Source organism: Roseibium sp. RKSG952, assembly GCF_009711355.1.
In genome coordinates this window covers 32,090-46,817 of record NZ_SMMF01000905.1, presented here as the reverse complement: position 1 = coordinate 46,817, position 14,728 = coordinate 32,090, and the positions used below count along the sequence as shown (strand labels likewise).

At 57.9% G+C, this 14,728-nt stretch carries 8 protein-coding genes; 3 read left to right on the top strand and 5 right to left on the bottom strand.

Features of this window, described 5'->3' with window-relative positions; translation table 11 throughout:
- Nucleotides 1-36 precede the first annotated feature (36 nt).
- Nucleotides 37-1,257, bottom strand: coding sequence for a hypothetical protein (locus tag E1297_RS17575; protein ID WP_155140565.1), 1,221 nt, complete (start codon nucleotides 1,255-1,257; stop codon nucleotides 37-39).
- Between the two features lie 305 nt (nucleotides 1,258-1,562).
- Here E1297_RS17575 and E1297_RS50805 point away from each other — a divergent pair, with 305 nt between their 5' ends.
- Nucleotides 1,563-1,697 (top strand): hypothetical protein, encoded by a 135-nt coding sequence (locus E1297_RS50805; RefSeq protein ID WP_256372733.1) that lies wholly within the window; start codon nucleotides 1,563-1,565, stop codon nucleotides 1,695-1,697.
- 1,185 nt (nucleotides 1,698-2,882) lie between these two features.
- Here E1297_RS50805 and E1297_RS17570 read toward each other — a convergent pair.
- Both E1297_RS17570 and E1297_RS17565 read right to left on the bottom strand, forming a co-directional pair.
- The gene (locus E1297_RS17570; protein ID WP_155140563.1) at nucleotides 2,883-3,311 is read right to left on the bottom strand and encodes a universal stress protein; all 429 of its coding nucleotides are present in this window, start codon (nucleotides 3,309-3,311) and stop codon (nucleotides 2,883-2,885) included.
- Between the two features lie 66 nt (nucleotides 3,312-3,377).
- A complete protein-coding gene (locus E1297_RS17565) occupies nucleotides 3,378-4,166 on the bottom strand; it encodes a helix-turn-helix domain-containing protein (RefSeq protein ID WP_155140561.1) in 789 nt (262 codons plus the stop codon).
- Nucleotides 4,167-4,303: 137 nt separating this feature from the next.
- Here E1297_RS17565 and E1297_RS17560 point away from each other — a divergent pair, with 137 nt between their 5' ends.
- Nucleotides 4,304-5,530: an MFS transporter gene (locus tag E1297_RS17560; protein ID WP_155140559.1), complete on the top strand. Its 1,227-nt coding sequence runs from the start codon at nucleotides 4,304-4,306 to the stop codon at nucleotides 5,528-5,530.
- Between the two features lie 58 nt (nucleotides 5,531-5,588).
- Here the strand turns inward: E1297_RS17560 and E1297_RS17555 are convergent, their stop codons facing one another.
- Nucleotides 5,589-5,909 carry a 2Fe-2S iron-sulfur cluster-binding protein gene (locus E1297_RS17555; protein WP_155140557.1) on the bottom strand — a complete coding sequence of 107 codons (321 nt, stop codon included), beginning with the start codon at nucleotides 5,907-5,909 and terminating at the stop codon, nucleotides 5,589-5,591.
- 137 nt (nucleotides 5,910-6,046) lie between these two features.
- Nucleotides 6,047-6,418 carry an Hpt domain-containing protein gene (locus E1297_RS17550; RefSeq protein WP_196223347.1) on the bottom strand — a complete coding sequence of 124 codons (372 nt, stop codon included), beginning with the start codon at nucleotides 6,416-6,418 and terminating at the stop codon, nucleotides 6,047-6,049.
- A gap of 828 nt (nucleotides 6,419-7,246) precedes the next feature.
- Here E1297_RS17550 and E1297_RS17545 point away from each other — a divergent pair.
- A complete protein-coding gene (locus tag E1297_RS17545) occupies nucleotides 7,247-14,506 on the top strand; it encodes a hypothetical protein (RefSeq protein ID WP_155140553.1) in 7,260 nt (2,419 codons plus the stop codon).
- The last annotated feature ends 222 nt before the right edge of the window (nucleotides 14,507-14,728 follow it).

Here is a 14,728-nt window from a genome sequence, read left to right as displayed (position 1 = left end):
TCGGGTTTTGGAGTGAGAGCGGTATAACAGGTGCTGTCAGCTATTCAGCAATCCGGCTATTCCACGGCTAATCGCGCTAACATCATCTGCAATTCCCGCTGTATTGGTAGCGTTTTGGGACACAATATTCGTGTCTTCCTTGACCTGATTTCGCACTTCTTCCAACATTGCCTTGGCATTTGAGAGCGTATTAATGATTTCGGTACACTGATTATCCTGCAAAGACTTAACGTTAAACTTCATCCTTTGTTTGGCTTTTAAGAATTTTTGGGCACTTGCCCTGAGCTGACTGTTACCTTTTAAGGCGTCCTGGACTTCCTTGTTGCTTTTGTTGTTAATGTTATTTGAAATAATTTCAATATTGTTGTTTTTTTCCCTAAGCTTTTCAATTTCCAGGTTCAGTTTTTTGTCGAGAGTCTCAAGATTGACGTATGTGCCAATTGCCTTTTCAATCTTCTGGATACCTGTATCCAGTTCCTTTTCGGCAGCGGCACTAAACTTTTTCCTCGAGGCAGCCAGTTTCTCCAGCGCCTTTACAATACCCAAAAACGACGCAACAAAACCTGGAATGTAGGCCACCGGATTTCCCGTCACTCCGGAAAACAATCCAAGTGTCACGGCGTAGGCTGTCCCCCGACCGGCATCAATGCCGGCATCAAATTGCTCGTTTGCGTCTGATTGCATTCCGCTGTGGATGCTCTTGAGGTACTTTTCCTTGAGTTTTCCGTTGATATCGTTGGCTTTGGGCAGAATTTTATTTTCACAAAAGGTGTCAAACGCTTTTTTCATCGCCTTTGGGTATGTCTTTATTGCATTAATACACTTTTCCTTTTCTTTTTCCAACGCACTCTTTTCTCTTGTTTTTTTCTGCTCATCGCTTGAGTTTTGTGACTGTTGAATTTCTTTTTCTTTGTTTTCAATCTTTTTATTAATTCCCTTGAGTTTCTTTTCCAGTTCTGTTTTGTGCGTGGGCAGATACGGGGTTGCAGCCATAATAGTGGTTGTCAAAGGGCGAAGGTAAGCAGAAACAAGCTTTTCAAGCTGCGCCTTGAATGAGGTCAACATTTTCTTGATGTAAACATCCTTGCTTGAATCGGACATGCTTCCAAAAATGTCTTTGTCTGCGAAGTCGAATTTTCTCCGATAGATCAGATCAACCTGAGACATGTTTACCTTCTTTAGATGAAGGGAAAACTCGTATTGAAAACCGTTTGTACTTTTGTTGAGCAGTTTGGTTTCTATTGAATAATCACGCATTTCCCTGCACTCCTTCGAAGCTCGTCAGTTTCAGCGGTACCCCTGTGTCATATGAGTTCTAAGGTTGTGCGAGTCCGTTCATTAATCCTGAGTAGAAAACCTCAACCAGGCCAAGCGGTGTATGAGGACCTGCCGTGGTTCCCCTTCAACAACACCCCTCGGGCTTCCGGAAGCGCCGCAAGCCCAATACCGGGGGCTACTCACGCAAAAAACCGAAACGTGATTTAAATTACAGTGCGATCAGGGTGTTTGAGGCACACTGGCTACGTTGGAATTTTCCAGCAACACCAAGTGGGAACAAGACCATGAAACACATTCGCGCAATTGTATTGGCTCTGGCTGTCATTGTGGCCGTCTTGCCAGCCACAACCTCGGTCGCATCTGCCTCAGTCAATTGGTATAACGTCTTTGACGGGTTTGGCTCGTCGCTAGGGGGCTGATAGACAAGCCAAATCACTTTACTAATAAAAACCCATCAGCCTTACCCGGTTGGCGGGTTTTTCTTTGAGAGAAAAAACGCCCCAATGCACAGGGGAGCCACACGGTCGGACATTGGGACTTTAGACCGGATGGCATGGATGCATTGAGGCGCAGGTTGCTCGGTGGGCCGAACACTCGCTATTATAGTAAATAAATACAATGCTCGTAAAGGGTGTTTTTTCATATTGACGCATACGAATGCGCGAAAAGAAAATGCGCCGGACGGATGGCAGGAGGTCAACAAAATCACGTCCGGCGCTTTGGTTCAGGGATGGGCTGGAGCTGTGGGAAAAGGCCGATGGAGGTAGGCGGCCTTGCTGCCCTGAACAATGATAATATTACTGATATCACTATACCGCAGTGTTTCTTGAAGATTAAACGTCAGAAAGATGTATTCCAGCAACCCATCACTCATACCTATTCATGACTGATCTGTAATTTGCAAGATAACATTTCTACAATTACGTAAAGTTTATGGTCATTCGGGTGGCGATTCGGAGTGAATGGGAGAGAGATCATGAAAGTCATTCGTGTAATTGCGCTCACACTGGCGGTTACCTTGGCGGCGGTACCGGTTACATCCTCGATTGCGTCTGCCTCGGCAAATTCCAACCCGGTCAGTATCTGACAGCCTTCGCCTTGAAAGGTAAATGATCATGAAAATCATCCGGGCAATGGCTCTCGCGCTGGCTGTTTTGTCAATTTCCTTGCCGGTTGCGAGCACCTACGCATCCGCAGCAACGTCTTATGGCGTGGCAAGTTTCTGAGAAGCGTCCTGCATTCCATTTTTTAACTCGTCAGTCTTCACCGGCTGACGGGTTTTTTCATTTCTTGGCCCGCATGCAAACTGCCATTTCAGCGGCCGCCTTGCTGACATCCGCTCTGGAAGATGCTGAACCAGCGTCCACCTTGCGCCGCGAATTGACAGCTGGGTACGAATGCTAGCTGCCCGGCTCGAGGTGACATGGGGCTGTCAGTTCCGGATCGGTTTTGCGGATAGCGCAGCCGACATCGGGTATGGCCGGACCGGTCCTGCCCCATGTGTCTTGGGACCGGATGATGTGGTCACGTGACCTTGGCCCGTAATCACAGACTTTGCCGGGCCGCCTTGAATTCTTCGGGCGTCAATTCGCTTGACCCATGACTTAGTCCCCGCGCAAGACCATGACAGAACACGGCGCGTGGCGGACGATATGCGCCGCATGGGAGCCGACGAAATAGGTCGAAAATCCCGGCTTGTGCGAGGTCATCACAATCAGGTCGACCGCGTGTCGTGCGGCGAATTCGAGCACCTCGGCATCAACCGCGCCGATCCGGGCTTCCACCTGCACAACACTGCCGCCCAAATCGAGCTTGTCCCGAAGGCCGTTCAACATCGTGCGGGTTTCTTCAAGCTCGTGCTCCTGAAACCCTTCCGGCAACTGGCTGGTGACAAAACTCTGGACCTCCGGACAGACTGCCAGCAACAGCACTTTGGCATCGTAGTCCCTCGAAAACTGCCGCGCCTTGTCGAGCGCATCCTTGGAAAAAGCCGGTTCAGCCGGGTCGATCGGAACGAGAATTGTCTTGAACATCTGAACACTCCAGGGTGGAACGTTCCGGATGCTGGACCGGCCCGCACAGGACCGCCATGACGCAAATCAAAGGGCCGGTACGGCTGAAAAATACCGCCCGGGTGTCGTGCCGAAGGCCTTCTTGAAGCTGGCGACAAAGGCGCTGGGTTCCTCGTATCCCAGCTTGTGCGACACGTCCGACACGGTCCGGCCAAGCGCGAGGAGTTCGATTGCCCGGAACAGCTTCACCTGCCTGCACCACGTGCGGTAGCTCAGGCCGGTCTCCTGTTTCATCCTCCGCTCGAAAGACCGCACCGACAGGACACACCGGCTGGCGGCTTCGGAGAGGGAGGGAATATGCGCCGGACAGCGCACAATTCCCTCACACAGATCACGCAGTCTTTTATCCTGCGGCATGGGCAGTCGGAGAGGGGCAGCCGGCAGCATCTTGAGCTGATCGAGGATCACCGCAGCAATCCGGGCAGCCGGACCCGCCTCGGTCTCGGACCGGGGATAGGACATGAACTCCAGAATGAGCTCCCGGAACAGGGCTGTCATCTGGATCACTTGCGGCGACTGCGGAAGCTCCTGTGCATGCGCGTACTGGACATAGATGTAGCGCAGGTCCGTATCAGTCAGATAGCGTGTTTGATGCGCAACGCGCGGCGGCAACCAGACCGCGCGCTCGGGCGGCGCGAAATAGGTTCCCGATTCCGTATCGATGGCGATCGACCCCTTGACCACATGAAACAGTTGGGCCGCGTCATGGGCGTGCCAGTCATTGACCATGCCTTGCGGCTGACGGCGCGCATAACCGATGATCGGGCTGGACAAGGCAGTGGTCGGGAATTCGGAGAGTTCCGGATGGATCGGCATTGCAATGGTATCCCGAGGCTCTGCGCCAAGTTTGGCAAGTCGGAACCATATGATGACAAAACGGCGCTAACATGCAAGCACTCTTGCCGCTTATGACATCCTCACCTGACGAATTTGTAACGGAATAATAGAAGCTTATGACCTATTTCACCCAAGAGATGACGCCCGGCGCGGCGAAAGGCTGGCGGTCTCCGGCGGTGTTGCTGATGATCATGGCAGGAGCCATGCAGCTCTCCTTTGCGGCCTGGTGGAACCTGATGAACAATTTCGCGGTGCAGGAACTCTCCTTCACGGGCCGCGAAATCGGCATTCAGCAGTCGATCCGGGAGATCCCCGGCTTCCTGAGCTTTGCAGCGATTTACCTGCTGCTGGTCATGCGCGAGCAGACGCTTGCCTATCTCTCCCTTGCCTTTCTCGGCGCCGGGGTCGCCGTCACCGGTTATTTCCCGACGGCCTGGGGGTTCTACGCAACGACGCTGATCATGTCGCTCGGGTTTCACTATTACGAGACCATGGCACAATCGCTTTCCCTGCAGTGGCTGCCCAAGGCGACAGCTGCCGCCAGCATGGGCAAGATCATCGCGGTCGGTGCCTTTGCCCAGCTGATCGCCTATGGGCTGATCTTCCTCGGCTGGAAGATGTTCGACCTCTCCTTCACGACCGTGTTTCTTGTTGCGGGCGGCCTGACGCTTGTGGTGCTCGCCTTCCTGATGTCCTCCTTCCCGCACTTCAAGGAAGGTGTTCCCCAGCACAAGAAACTGATCCTGCGCAAACGGTATTGGCTCTACTACGCGCTCACCTTCATGGCAGGCGCGCGGCGCCAGATCTTCACCGTCTTCGCCGGTTTTCTGATGGTCGCGCGTTTCGGCTATGACGTGCACGAGGTTGCCGGGCTTTTCCTGATCAACGGCGTCTTCAGCATGCTGCTCGCCCCCAAGATCGGGCAGTTGATTGTCCGGTTCGGCGAGCGCAAGGCCCTGATCCTGGAATATGCCGGACTGATCGGCGTGTTTGTCAGCTATGCGTTTGTCACCAACGCAACAGTGGCGGCAGGTCTCTATGTTCTCGACCATGCCTTCTTTGCCATTGCGATCGCCATGCGCACCTACTTCCAGAAGATCGCGGATCCGGCCGATATTGCCCCGACTGCCGGTGTTGCCTTCACGATCAACCACATCGCCGCCGTTTTCATTCCGGTGGTTTTCGGCCTGATCTGGCTGTACTCGCCCGCTGCCGTCTTTCTGTCAGGAGCCGCAATGGCCGCTGTCAGCCTTGTGCTGGCAACACTGATCCCGTCCAATCCGGAAGAAGGCAACGAGACGGACTTCTGGTTCAGACGTCCCGCAGCACAGCCCGCCGAATAAACGAAAAGGCCCGCCGGATTGGCGGGCCTTGTGCATTCTCTCCCTCTCGCCTCCGGCGTCAGGCCTGCCGTTCAGGCACATGCACGACCAGACCGTCCATGTCGCCCGTAACCTTGATCTGACAGGACAGGCGCGAGGTCGGCTTCACATCATATGCAAAATCAAGCATGTCCTCTTCCATCGGTTCGGGCTTGCCGACCTTGTCGGCCCATGCGTCATCAACATAGACATGGCAGGTTGCACAAGCGCATGCGCCGCCGCATTCCGCTTCGATTCCCTGCACCATGTTCTTGATGGCGTTTTCCATGACGGTAGAGCCCTCGGAGGCGTCTACATCGGTACGAGCCCCGTCGGCAGTAACATAAGTGATTTTCGGCATGATCCGCGTCTGACCAATGAAGAAAGGATAATGTGGTTCCACACCGACATAAACGTTCAAGGCCAAAGGTCAAGAACTGTCGTTATCTGACGCAAGCCGGGCGATCCCGCAGCCCCCTGCCTGATCACTGGCTGCGGCTATTGCGATCCGCTGTTCAGACGGTCTTCGATGAAAACGCAAGCATCGGCGACACACTCGCGCAGCTCTTCCAGTTCCAGGTGGCGCCCCTGCCCCGCACTTTGCTCCAGATCCGCGCAGACGTCTGCAATCTGTTTTGCCCCCACAGCCTGGGCGGAGCCTTTGAGCGTGTGAAGGATGACTTTCGCCTCGTCAAGGCAGGTTACCCGGCCAAGCTGATCCAGCGCTGCCCGGGATTGGGTTAAGAACAGTTTCAAGACCTGAACTTCCAAGTCCCGGTTCCCCATCGTACTGGTCTGCAATCCCTGCAAGTCGATCGGGTTGCCCTGCTCAACCGCGCGCTTGTCCGGCAACAAAGACCTGTGACCCATAACGCATCTCCGCGGGCGTAATACACGCATGCCACTCATTCGTGCTCATCACCCGATATTTACAACTTCCAAACGCATTCCGCAAATCAGGTGACATGCTGGCAGGGATTGCCTGTATAAAATCAGAAGCGGCCGATTAATTATCATTATGGTTAACAGGCGCTGCAAATTTCCTAGAGGCAATCCGCTCCCATTTCACTAAATCTCCGCCAATTCGTTAGAGTTTTTAAATATTCACCAAACCCCGGCCCGTTAACCTTTTTCAGTACCAGCACCTCAAGCACCCGTTTCATTCAGGTTCCGTGCAGTTTGCGAAAATACCTCCCACGCCTGATTGGATTGAAAAACCAATGCCCTGCAGATTGCCACAGAAAAAGACTGCGGGACGGGCAAAGGCGAACCCGGACGGTCAGGAGACAGGAAATCCGGCAGTTTAATTGTGGCTTGCGCCGGGCTGCGGCCGGTCGCGGCCGCTGGTCTCCGGCCAGCGCAGCAATTGTGCAGATGGCAATGACGGACCTCCGGTCAAGCTTGCAGCTCGCGACCGGCTTCTGAATCCCCATGAAAACAACCCGGGCTAGGCGGTTCTGGCCGCTGCTGTTTCTTGTTCATTAATGAAGAGTGTGCCATTACAAATGATGATGCGGCAAGGTGGGAAAGTCCGCGCAACGGCATGTTGCCGGCAGGTCGGCGGCGACCTCCCGCCAAACGGTTGATGAACACCCGGATCAGGTCAGCGATCCGGTCATCAGCCCGGCCCAATCGATTTCGGTCAGGATGATCTCCATGACCAAAAAGTAATGAGTACGGATGTGAGGCGATCCAATCATGGCAAATCCCCCGAAGGTGAAAGATCCGGCGGAAGCAGCGCTATCTGCAGTTGAAGAGGCACTGAAGCTCGACTTCGGCGGCCCGGATGCTCCGGCAGAGGCTCCGGCTGAAAAAAGCGACCCGCCCAAGGATCAGGCGCCAGCAAAAGCCGACGCACAGGCTTCGGGCACAGAAGACAAGAAGGACGAGGCTCGTCCGTCACGGCGCCGGACACGCGCCAACCGCCCGCCTGCGGCCAATGATGACCGCCGCAACATCGGCAGCCTGATTTATTCGCTTCAACGCCGTCCGTCCTTTGCCCCCTTCTGGGGCGCTCTTGTTCTCAGTGTCCTTTGGGGGGGACTTGGAACAAGCCTTGCCATGTCGTCTCTTGGCGACCAGCTGACCAACCTTTCCGGCTTTTCAGCCATCGCAAGCTCTCCTGAAGTCATCCTGGCACTCGTTGCCATCGTGGTGCCGGTTATCTTCTTCTGGGTCATGGCCATGATGATCTGGCGTGCCCAGGAAATGCGGATCGTCGCAAGGGGCATGACCGAGGTCGCGCTCCGCCTGGCCGAACCTGAAGACATGGCCAAGGAATCGATCCTCAGTGTCGGGCAGGCCATCCGGCGTGAAGTCTCCGCCATGGGTGACGGCATCGAGCGCGCGATTGCCCGGGCCGCCGAGCTTGAAGTCCTCGTCCATAACGAGGTGTCATCGCTCGAGCGGTCCTACAATGACAATGAGCTGAAGATCCGCGGTCTGATTGAAGAGCTTGTCAGCCAGCGCGAATCCATCGTCCTGAATGCTGACCGTGTGCGCGACTCCATTTCAGGCGCGCATGAGAGCTTCTCCAAACAGCTGTCCTCGACATCGGACGACTTCGGCTCGATGGTCGACAAGGCAACCGAGCGCATGCTCGAGGCCGTCAACGGCCGCGTTCAGGATCTCACATCCAACGTCGACAAACGCATCGATACACTTGGCTCGACCCTGACCGCCTCCGGGAACGAGCTTGTGGATGCCCTGTCGGTACGCGCTGACGACTATGTGTCCAAACTTACCAGCACCGGCACCGACCTGGTTCAAAACCTGACCCAGACCGGCGATAAACTGTGGGAGACCATGACCACTCGCGGTGAGGAAGTGAACGGGCGTTTTGCCGAAACTGCGCATTCCTTCATCGAAACGCTTTCAAGCCGCGGCGACGAGATCAACAAGATCCTGGCCAGCTCCAGCGACAGCGTCGTCTCCACAATCACGATCAAGGCCGATGAATTCCGCACAACACTGGAAGCGACCGGCACAAGCGTTGGCGATCTGATCAGCAAACGCGGCGAAGAGATCAACACCAACCTGTCCCTGACCTCGGGGCGCTTGATCGACACTGTCACGTCACGCACCGAAGAGCTTGTTTCCACGATCGATTCGCGGATTACAACGCTTGATTCCTCGCTGGCAGAAACCGGCGACAAGGTGGTCGAGAGCATCTCCCAGCGCGGCCATGAAGTCACCGACTCCATCGCGCTCAAGAGCGCCGAGATTGTCGAAACACTCTCGGAGCGCAGCGCGGACGTCTCCGAAATCCTGCGCAGCACGGGCGAATCGATTGTTGTCGACCTGTCCCTGCGTGGCGGAGAAATCGCCACCAAGCTCGACGAGACGGCCGGTTCTCTCACCAATACGATCACTGTCCGCGGCGGTGAACTGGCAGAAAAGCTCGGCGGTATTTCCGAGCGGATCTACGAGGCCATTTCGGTAAACGGCACCGAACTGGACGAGCGTCTGGCCGCCCGTGGTCAGGAAATGGCCAATGTCATGGAACGCCAGACAACCGCGTTCCGTGAAAGCATGGAAGGCGTCACCACCAGCATCAGCGCGACGCTTGGCACCCAGACTTCGGAGCTTACCGAAAAGCTGGCCGAGACCGGCACGCAACTGGCCGAACTGATCGGCAGCCGCGGCTCGCGTGTCGCGGGCGATATCGACCAGGCAGGCAGCAAGATCAGCGAAACCATCGAGGTCCGCGGCCAGCTTCTCCAAGACGGCCTGTCGACCCGCCTGAGCGAACTGGATACCATCGTGACCGAGCGCGGCGGCCAGCTTGTCGCCTCTGTCGAAAGCAAGACCCAGGCTTTCAACCAGGCTCTCGACACACACCTGTCCGGCCTCAACGAAACGTTCACCACGCGGGTCGAGACCATGGATGCGACGCTCGGCAACCGGATCGACACACTGGATCGCACCCTGGCGCAGAATTTCGGCCGCATGGACGAGGCGCTTGGCAAACACCTGACCTCTTTCGACACCACTCTGGAACAGCGTTTCAGCGGAATCGATACCTCTCTGGAGCAGCGCATTACCGGCATGACCACGTCGCTCGACGAGCGGCTCGGCACCATGGACAGCGCACTCGACGAGCGCATCGTTGCCATCGACACCGTGCTGTCCGACCGTTTCGGCTCGATCGACGGCAAGCTGGCGGACCGGATCGACAGCATGGATGCCTCTCTCGGCAACCACTTCGGAGCGATCGACGGCTCTCTCGAACAGCGCATCTCGGCCATGGACACCCTCCTGTCGGAGCGCTTCGGTTCGATCGACGCCAAGCTCGAGCAGCATATTTCGGGACTGGATACATCGCTCAGCGACCGTTTCGGCTCCATGGACAGCGCACTCGATCAGCGGATCACCACAATCGATACGGTGCTTGCCGACCGGCTCGGGGCAATCGACAACTCGCTGTCGAGCCGCATCAGCGCGATGGACAGCTCGCTCATCGAACATGCCGCCGCCATCGACACGGTCCTGTCCGACAAGTTCGGCTCGATCGACACCAAGCTCGAGCAGCGCATCAGCAGCATGGACGCCTCGCTAGGCGACCGGTTCGGATCGCTCGATTCTTCCCTTGATCAGCGGATCACCGCCATCGATACCGTTCTCGCCGAACGGTTCGGTACAATGGACGCATCGCTGGCCAGTCACATGGGCACGATGGACACATCCCTGTCTGAAAAAATCGGCACCATGGATGCATCGCTCGATCAGCGCATCACGGCCATTGACACCGTCCTCGCGGAACGCTTCAGCACGATGGACACATCGCTGTCCAGCCGCATGGGCACGATGGATACGTCGCTGACGGAAAAAATCGGCACTATGGATGCATCGCTCGACAAGCGCATCACGGCCATTGATACCGTCCTGGCGGAACGCTTCGGCACAATGGACGCATCGCTCTCCGCGCGCCTCGGGACCATGGACACATCGCTTTCCGAACGGATCGGGGCGATGGATGCAGCACTTGGCAGCCACATCAACACGCTTGACCTGACCCTCGACCAGCGGACCGCGAGCTTCGAGGCCGCCCTCGAAAGCCGGACCGTGATCCTCGCCGATGCCATCGAGCAGCGAACCGCAGGCATCAGCAGCGCGTTGGAAGAAAAGACGCGGAACATTTCCGACGTCCTCGCAGACCGCTCCGATGCAATCACCGTCACGCTCAGCGAACGTGTCGAGGCGGCGGGCAACACCCTTGCCGACCGCGCCGAACAGATCGGCAAGTCCCTGACCGAACGCGTGGACATGGCGACCAGCTCCATGGCTGAAAAGGCCGAGCACCTCGCCGCCACCATGACCACGGGAACCGAGCGGATCGACGAAACGCTGGACGCGCGTGCACGTGCGATCAGTGAAACCCTGATCGCACGCACCAAGGAAATCGCTCAGGCCTTTGTGGAAGGTCAGGGAGAGATGACCTCGGCACTTGATACCCGTCTCGCAGAAGCCGGTTCGGTTCTGGCGAAACAGAGCGAGGAACTCACCGACTCGCTGTCCGAGCGGATTGCGGAAATCAATGTCTCCCTTGGCGCAAAGGTTTTCGAAGTTGCCGAAACCCTCGACAGCCGGGCGGGTCAGCTGGAATCCGTGCTGAACGAACGCCTTGAGCGCATTTCCGGCACCTTGATCGACGAAAGCGAAAAGGCACGCGATCTGTTGACCACGGTCATCACCGAAGCAGGCACGGCCCTGTCCGGCGAAAGCACCCGCATGCGCGACATGATCGAGGAAGCTGTCTCACAGGCCGTCAACTCCCTGTCCGACGAGCGCAGCCGCACGGTCGAGATCGTTACCGGTGTCCTCAGTGACGCCACCGGCAAACTGACCGGCGAAGGCGACCGCATCCGGCAAATCGTTCTCGGGTCTGTCGGGGAAGCCCGTGGCGTCCTGACCAGCGAGAGCCAGAAGGCGGCTGAAACGGTTTCCTCGGTTATGTCCGAGGCATCCGGGGTTCTGTCCAGTGAAAGCCAGAAGGCCGCCGATACGGTGTCTTCCGCGATTGCCGAAGCATCCGGGTCGCTGTCCGGTGAAAGTGAGCGCATCCGCCAGATGGTTCTCGGATCTGTCGGGGAAGCACGTGGCGTTCTGAGCGAGGAAACCCGCCGGGCCGCCGACGCCGTGACCTCCGCGATGTTGCAGGCGACCGGCTCCATGTCGACCGAAAGCGGCAAGATCAGCGAACTGGTTCTTGCAGCTGTTGCCGATGCGGCACGTTCCATGGCAGCGGAAGCCGAAAAGGCGCGTGCTCTTTATGTCGGTACCCTGGCCGACTTCTCCGGCACGCTTACCGGCGAAAGCGAACAGGTTCGCGCAGATCTCGCCCGCACGATCGCCGAGATTTCCGGCAGCCTGTCTGCCGAAAGCGAACAGGCGCGCTCCACCTTGGGCGCAACGCTTGACGAAATCCGGGGCAAGATGTCGGGCGAGGCCGAAGGTGTCCGCTACCGGGTCCACGCAGCCGTTCAGGAAGCAGCGGACCTGCTGGCAAACCGCGGCCAGGAGGTCGCGACCGAAATGCTCGGCAAGGCAGCCGCCCTCAACGAGGCATTCGGCGCAAGATCCGGCGAGTTCGCCCAGCTTATCGGTACCGATGGCAATCAGCTCATCGAGGCCATCGAGAACCGGGCACACGATCTCACCAGCCGGGTGTCGGCCGTCCATGGGGCAATCCTGGATGCGATCACCGTCAAGGGCCGCGAAGTCAGCGATGCCTTTGCCCAAAACGGTCTGGATGCGACCCGCAACCTTGTCGATGCCGGCGACCGCCTCGCGGCAACCCTGACCGAGCGCAGCGAGTTCGCGGCCAATGTCCTGACCCAGGCAAACGAGCAACTGGCTCAGGGGCTGGAAGAGCGCAGCGAACGCGCTGCCAACAAGCTGTCCCTGGCGGGCGACCTGATGGTCGCCGGGCTGGACGAGCGTACCGGCCGTGCCGCCGACATCCTGAACGAGGCAAGCAACCAGCTGGTCAACGGTCTGGAGGAACGCAGCACCCACGCAGCCGGCCTGATCAATCAGGCAGGAGACAAGCTTGTCAGCGGGCTGGAAGAACGCTCTGCCAAAGCGGCTGACGTCCTGAATGAAGCCGGCGGCAAACTCGTCAGCGGACTTGACCAGCATACGGTCCGGGCCGCCGACATCATCAACGAAGCCGGCGGACGGCTGGTCAGCGGGCTGGAGGTTCAGTCCGCGGAAGCCGCCAACCGGATCAACGAGGCCAGCGGCAAGCTGGTCAGCGGTCTGGAAGAACGCAGCACCCATGCTGCAAGCATGATCTACCGCGCCAGCGATCAGCTGATGACGGGCCTCGACGAACGCGGCAGCCATGCTGCAACGATCATCACCGAGGCAAGCAACCAGCTGATGACCGGTCTGGAAGAACAGAGCAACCGCGCAGTCAACATGATCAGCCGGGCGAGCGAACAGCTGGTCGGCGGTCTGGAAGAACGCAGCGAACGCGCCACCGCCTTGTTGCTCGACACCAAGCGGCGGCTTGAAGTCGATGTCACCGAAATTCTGGAGAAGCTCGATACGTCGAACGCAAATCTGCAGGACGTCGTCACCGCCGCGAACAGCAATCTGACGGAAGTGGAGATCAACCTCAGCCGCCGGACCGGCGAGTTCCGCGCCGCCGTGGAGCGCGCCGTTCAGGACACCAACGCAACCACCGGCCTGATTTCAGACCAGGTCGGCGCCTTGCGGGACGTGACCGTGACGACCCTTGCGGACATCCAGAACCTGACGACCAAGTTCAACGGCCAGTCCGAGGAACTGTCGGCGGCAGCGGCCCATCTGGAGAACACCAACCGGCTCGTCGAGGGCCGGGTTACCGAGCGCAAAACCGCAATCGAGGACGTGGCCGAAACGCTGCTTGCCAAGACCGAAGCGGTCGACACGCTCATGCGGTCCTTCACCAACACCTTGTCGGAAACGCTCGAAACGGCCGACGACAAGGCACGCGAAGCAGCCGGCATGCTGAGTGCCGCCGCCGAAGCGGCAACCAAGAAAGTTACGGAGCAGTTCGAATCGATGCGCCTGACCGCCGGCATGGAAGGTCAGAAGGCACGCGATGCGATCCGTGCAGCGCAAGATGACATCATGTCGGAAATGACCCGTACGGTTTCCGAGGCCTCCGACCGCTTCGGCGACGCGGCAACACGGATGCGCGACGTGGCACGTGATGTCCACCGGGAGCTCGAAGCCACCCGCAACGAACTGAAACAGGGCGTTCTCAGCCTGCCGGAAGAGGCAGAGGAAAGCACTGCTGCCCTGCGCAAGATCGTCAATGAACAGGTGCGTGCGCTGTCCGAACTGTCGGACATTGTTGCCAAGCAGTCCAACGCGCTCGACATCTCCCGGCCTCAGGCAAGCCGCCCGGCCCAACAGGCGGCTCCGTTTGCTGCACCGGCAAGGCCGCAGGCTCCAAGCCAGCCGGCTGCCGACCTGCGCGCCCCGAAGCCGCAGGAAACGGTCCGCCGCCCGGCACCAGCCCCGGCCGCACCCAGCCAGCCGGCCAGCAAGGGATGGGTTTCGGACCTGCTCCGCCGGGCGTCCCGCGACGAGGACGGTCAAAGCGATGACGCCCCGCAGGCACAGAGCGTGGAAAGCCTGAACTCGCTGTCTGCCGATATTGCCCGCGCAATCGATCACGAGACCTTCATCGATCTCTGGGACCGTTACCGCAACGGCGAGCGGCACGTGTTCTCGCGCCGTCTCTACACCCTTCAGGGGCAGCAGACCTTCGACGATATCCGCCAGAAATATGCACGCGATCAGGAGTTCCGCTCCGCAGTCGACCGTTATGTCTCGGATTTCGAGCAACTGCTTGCACAGGTCGCCCGCAATGACCGGGACAACATGCTGGGGCAAACCTACCTGACGTCCGATACCGGCAAGGTCTACACATTGCTGGCCCATGCCAGCGGGCACCTCGACTAAGGCGTGCCCGGACACTTCGAAAAGGCGGCCAGATGGCCGCCTTTTTTGTGTGATCGGTCGAAGCGCCCTTCAGACTTTGAGCATCTTCCGTCTTATTGCTGACCAATTGCATTTCGATGATTTACAATCCAAAAAAGAACGCTGGCGATACAGCCGAAGGTGTTGCGGCAAAGGACTTCTCTCACAATCGCGGATATGAGCATCACTTACGTTCCGGCGCGC

Coding starts and splice junctions, on each gene's coding strand:
- E1297_RS17560 (WP_155140559.1), top strand. CDS start 4,304: ATGACCTATTTCACCCAAGAGATGACGCCCGGCGCGGCGAAAGGCTGG.
- E1297_RS17545 (WP_155140553.1), top strand. CDS start 7,247: ATGGCAAATCCCCCGAAGGTGAAAGATCCGGCGGAAGCAGCGCTATCT.
- E1297_RS17565 (WP_155140561.1), bottom strand. CDS start 4,166: ATGCCGATCCATCCGGAACTCTCCGAATTCCCGACCACTGCCTTGTCC.
- E1297_RS17575 (WP_155140565.1), bottom strand. CDS start 1,257: ATGCGTGATTATTCAATAGAAACCAAACTGCTCAACAAAAGTACAAAC.
- E1297_RS17570 (WP_155140563.1), bottom strand. CDS start 3,311: ATGTTCAAGACAATTCTCGTTCCGATCGACCCGGCTGAACCGGCTTTT.
- E1297_RS17555 (WP_155140557.1), bottom strand. CDS start 5,909: ATGCCGAAAATCACTTATGTTACTGCCGACGGGGCTCGTACCGATGTA.
- E1297_RS50805 (WP_256372733.1), top strand. CDS start 1,563: ATGAAACACATTCGCGCAATTGTATTGGCTCTGGCTGTCATTGTGGCC.
- E1297_RS17550 (WP_196223347.1), bottom strand. CDS start 6,418: ATGGGTCACAGGTCTTTGTTGCCGGACAAGCGCGCGGTTGAGCAGGGC.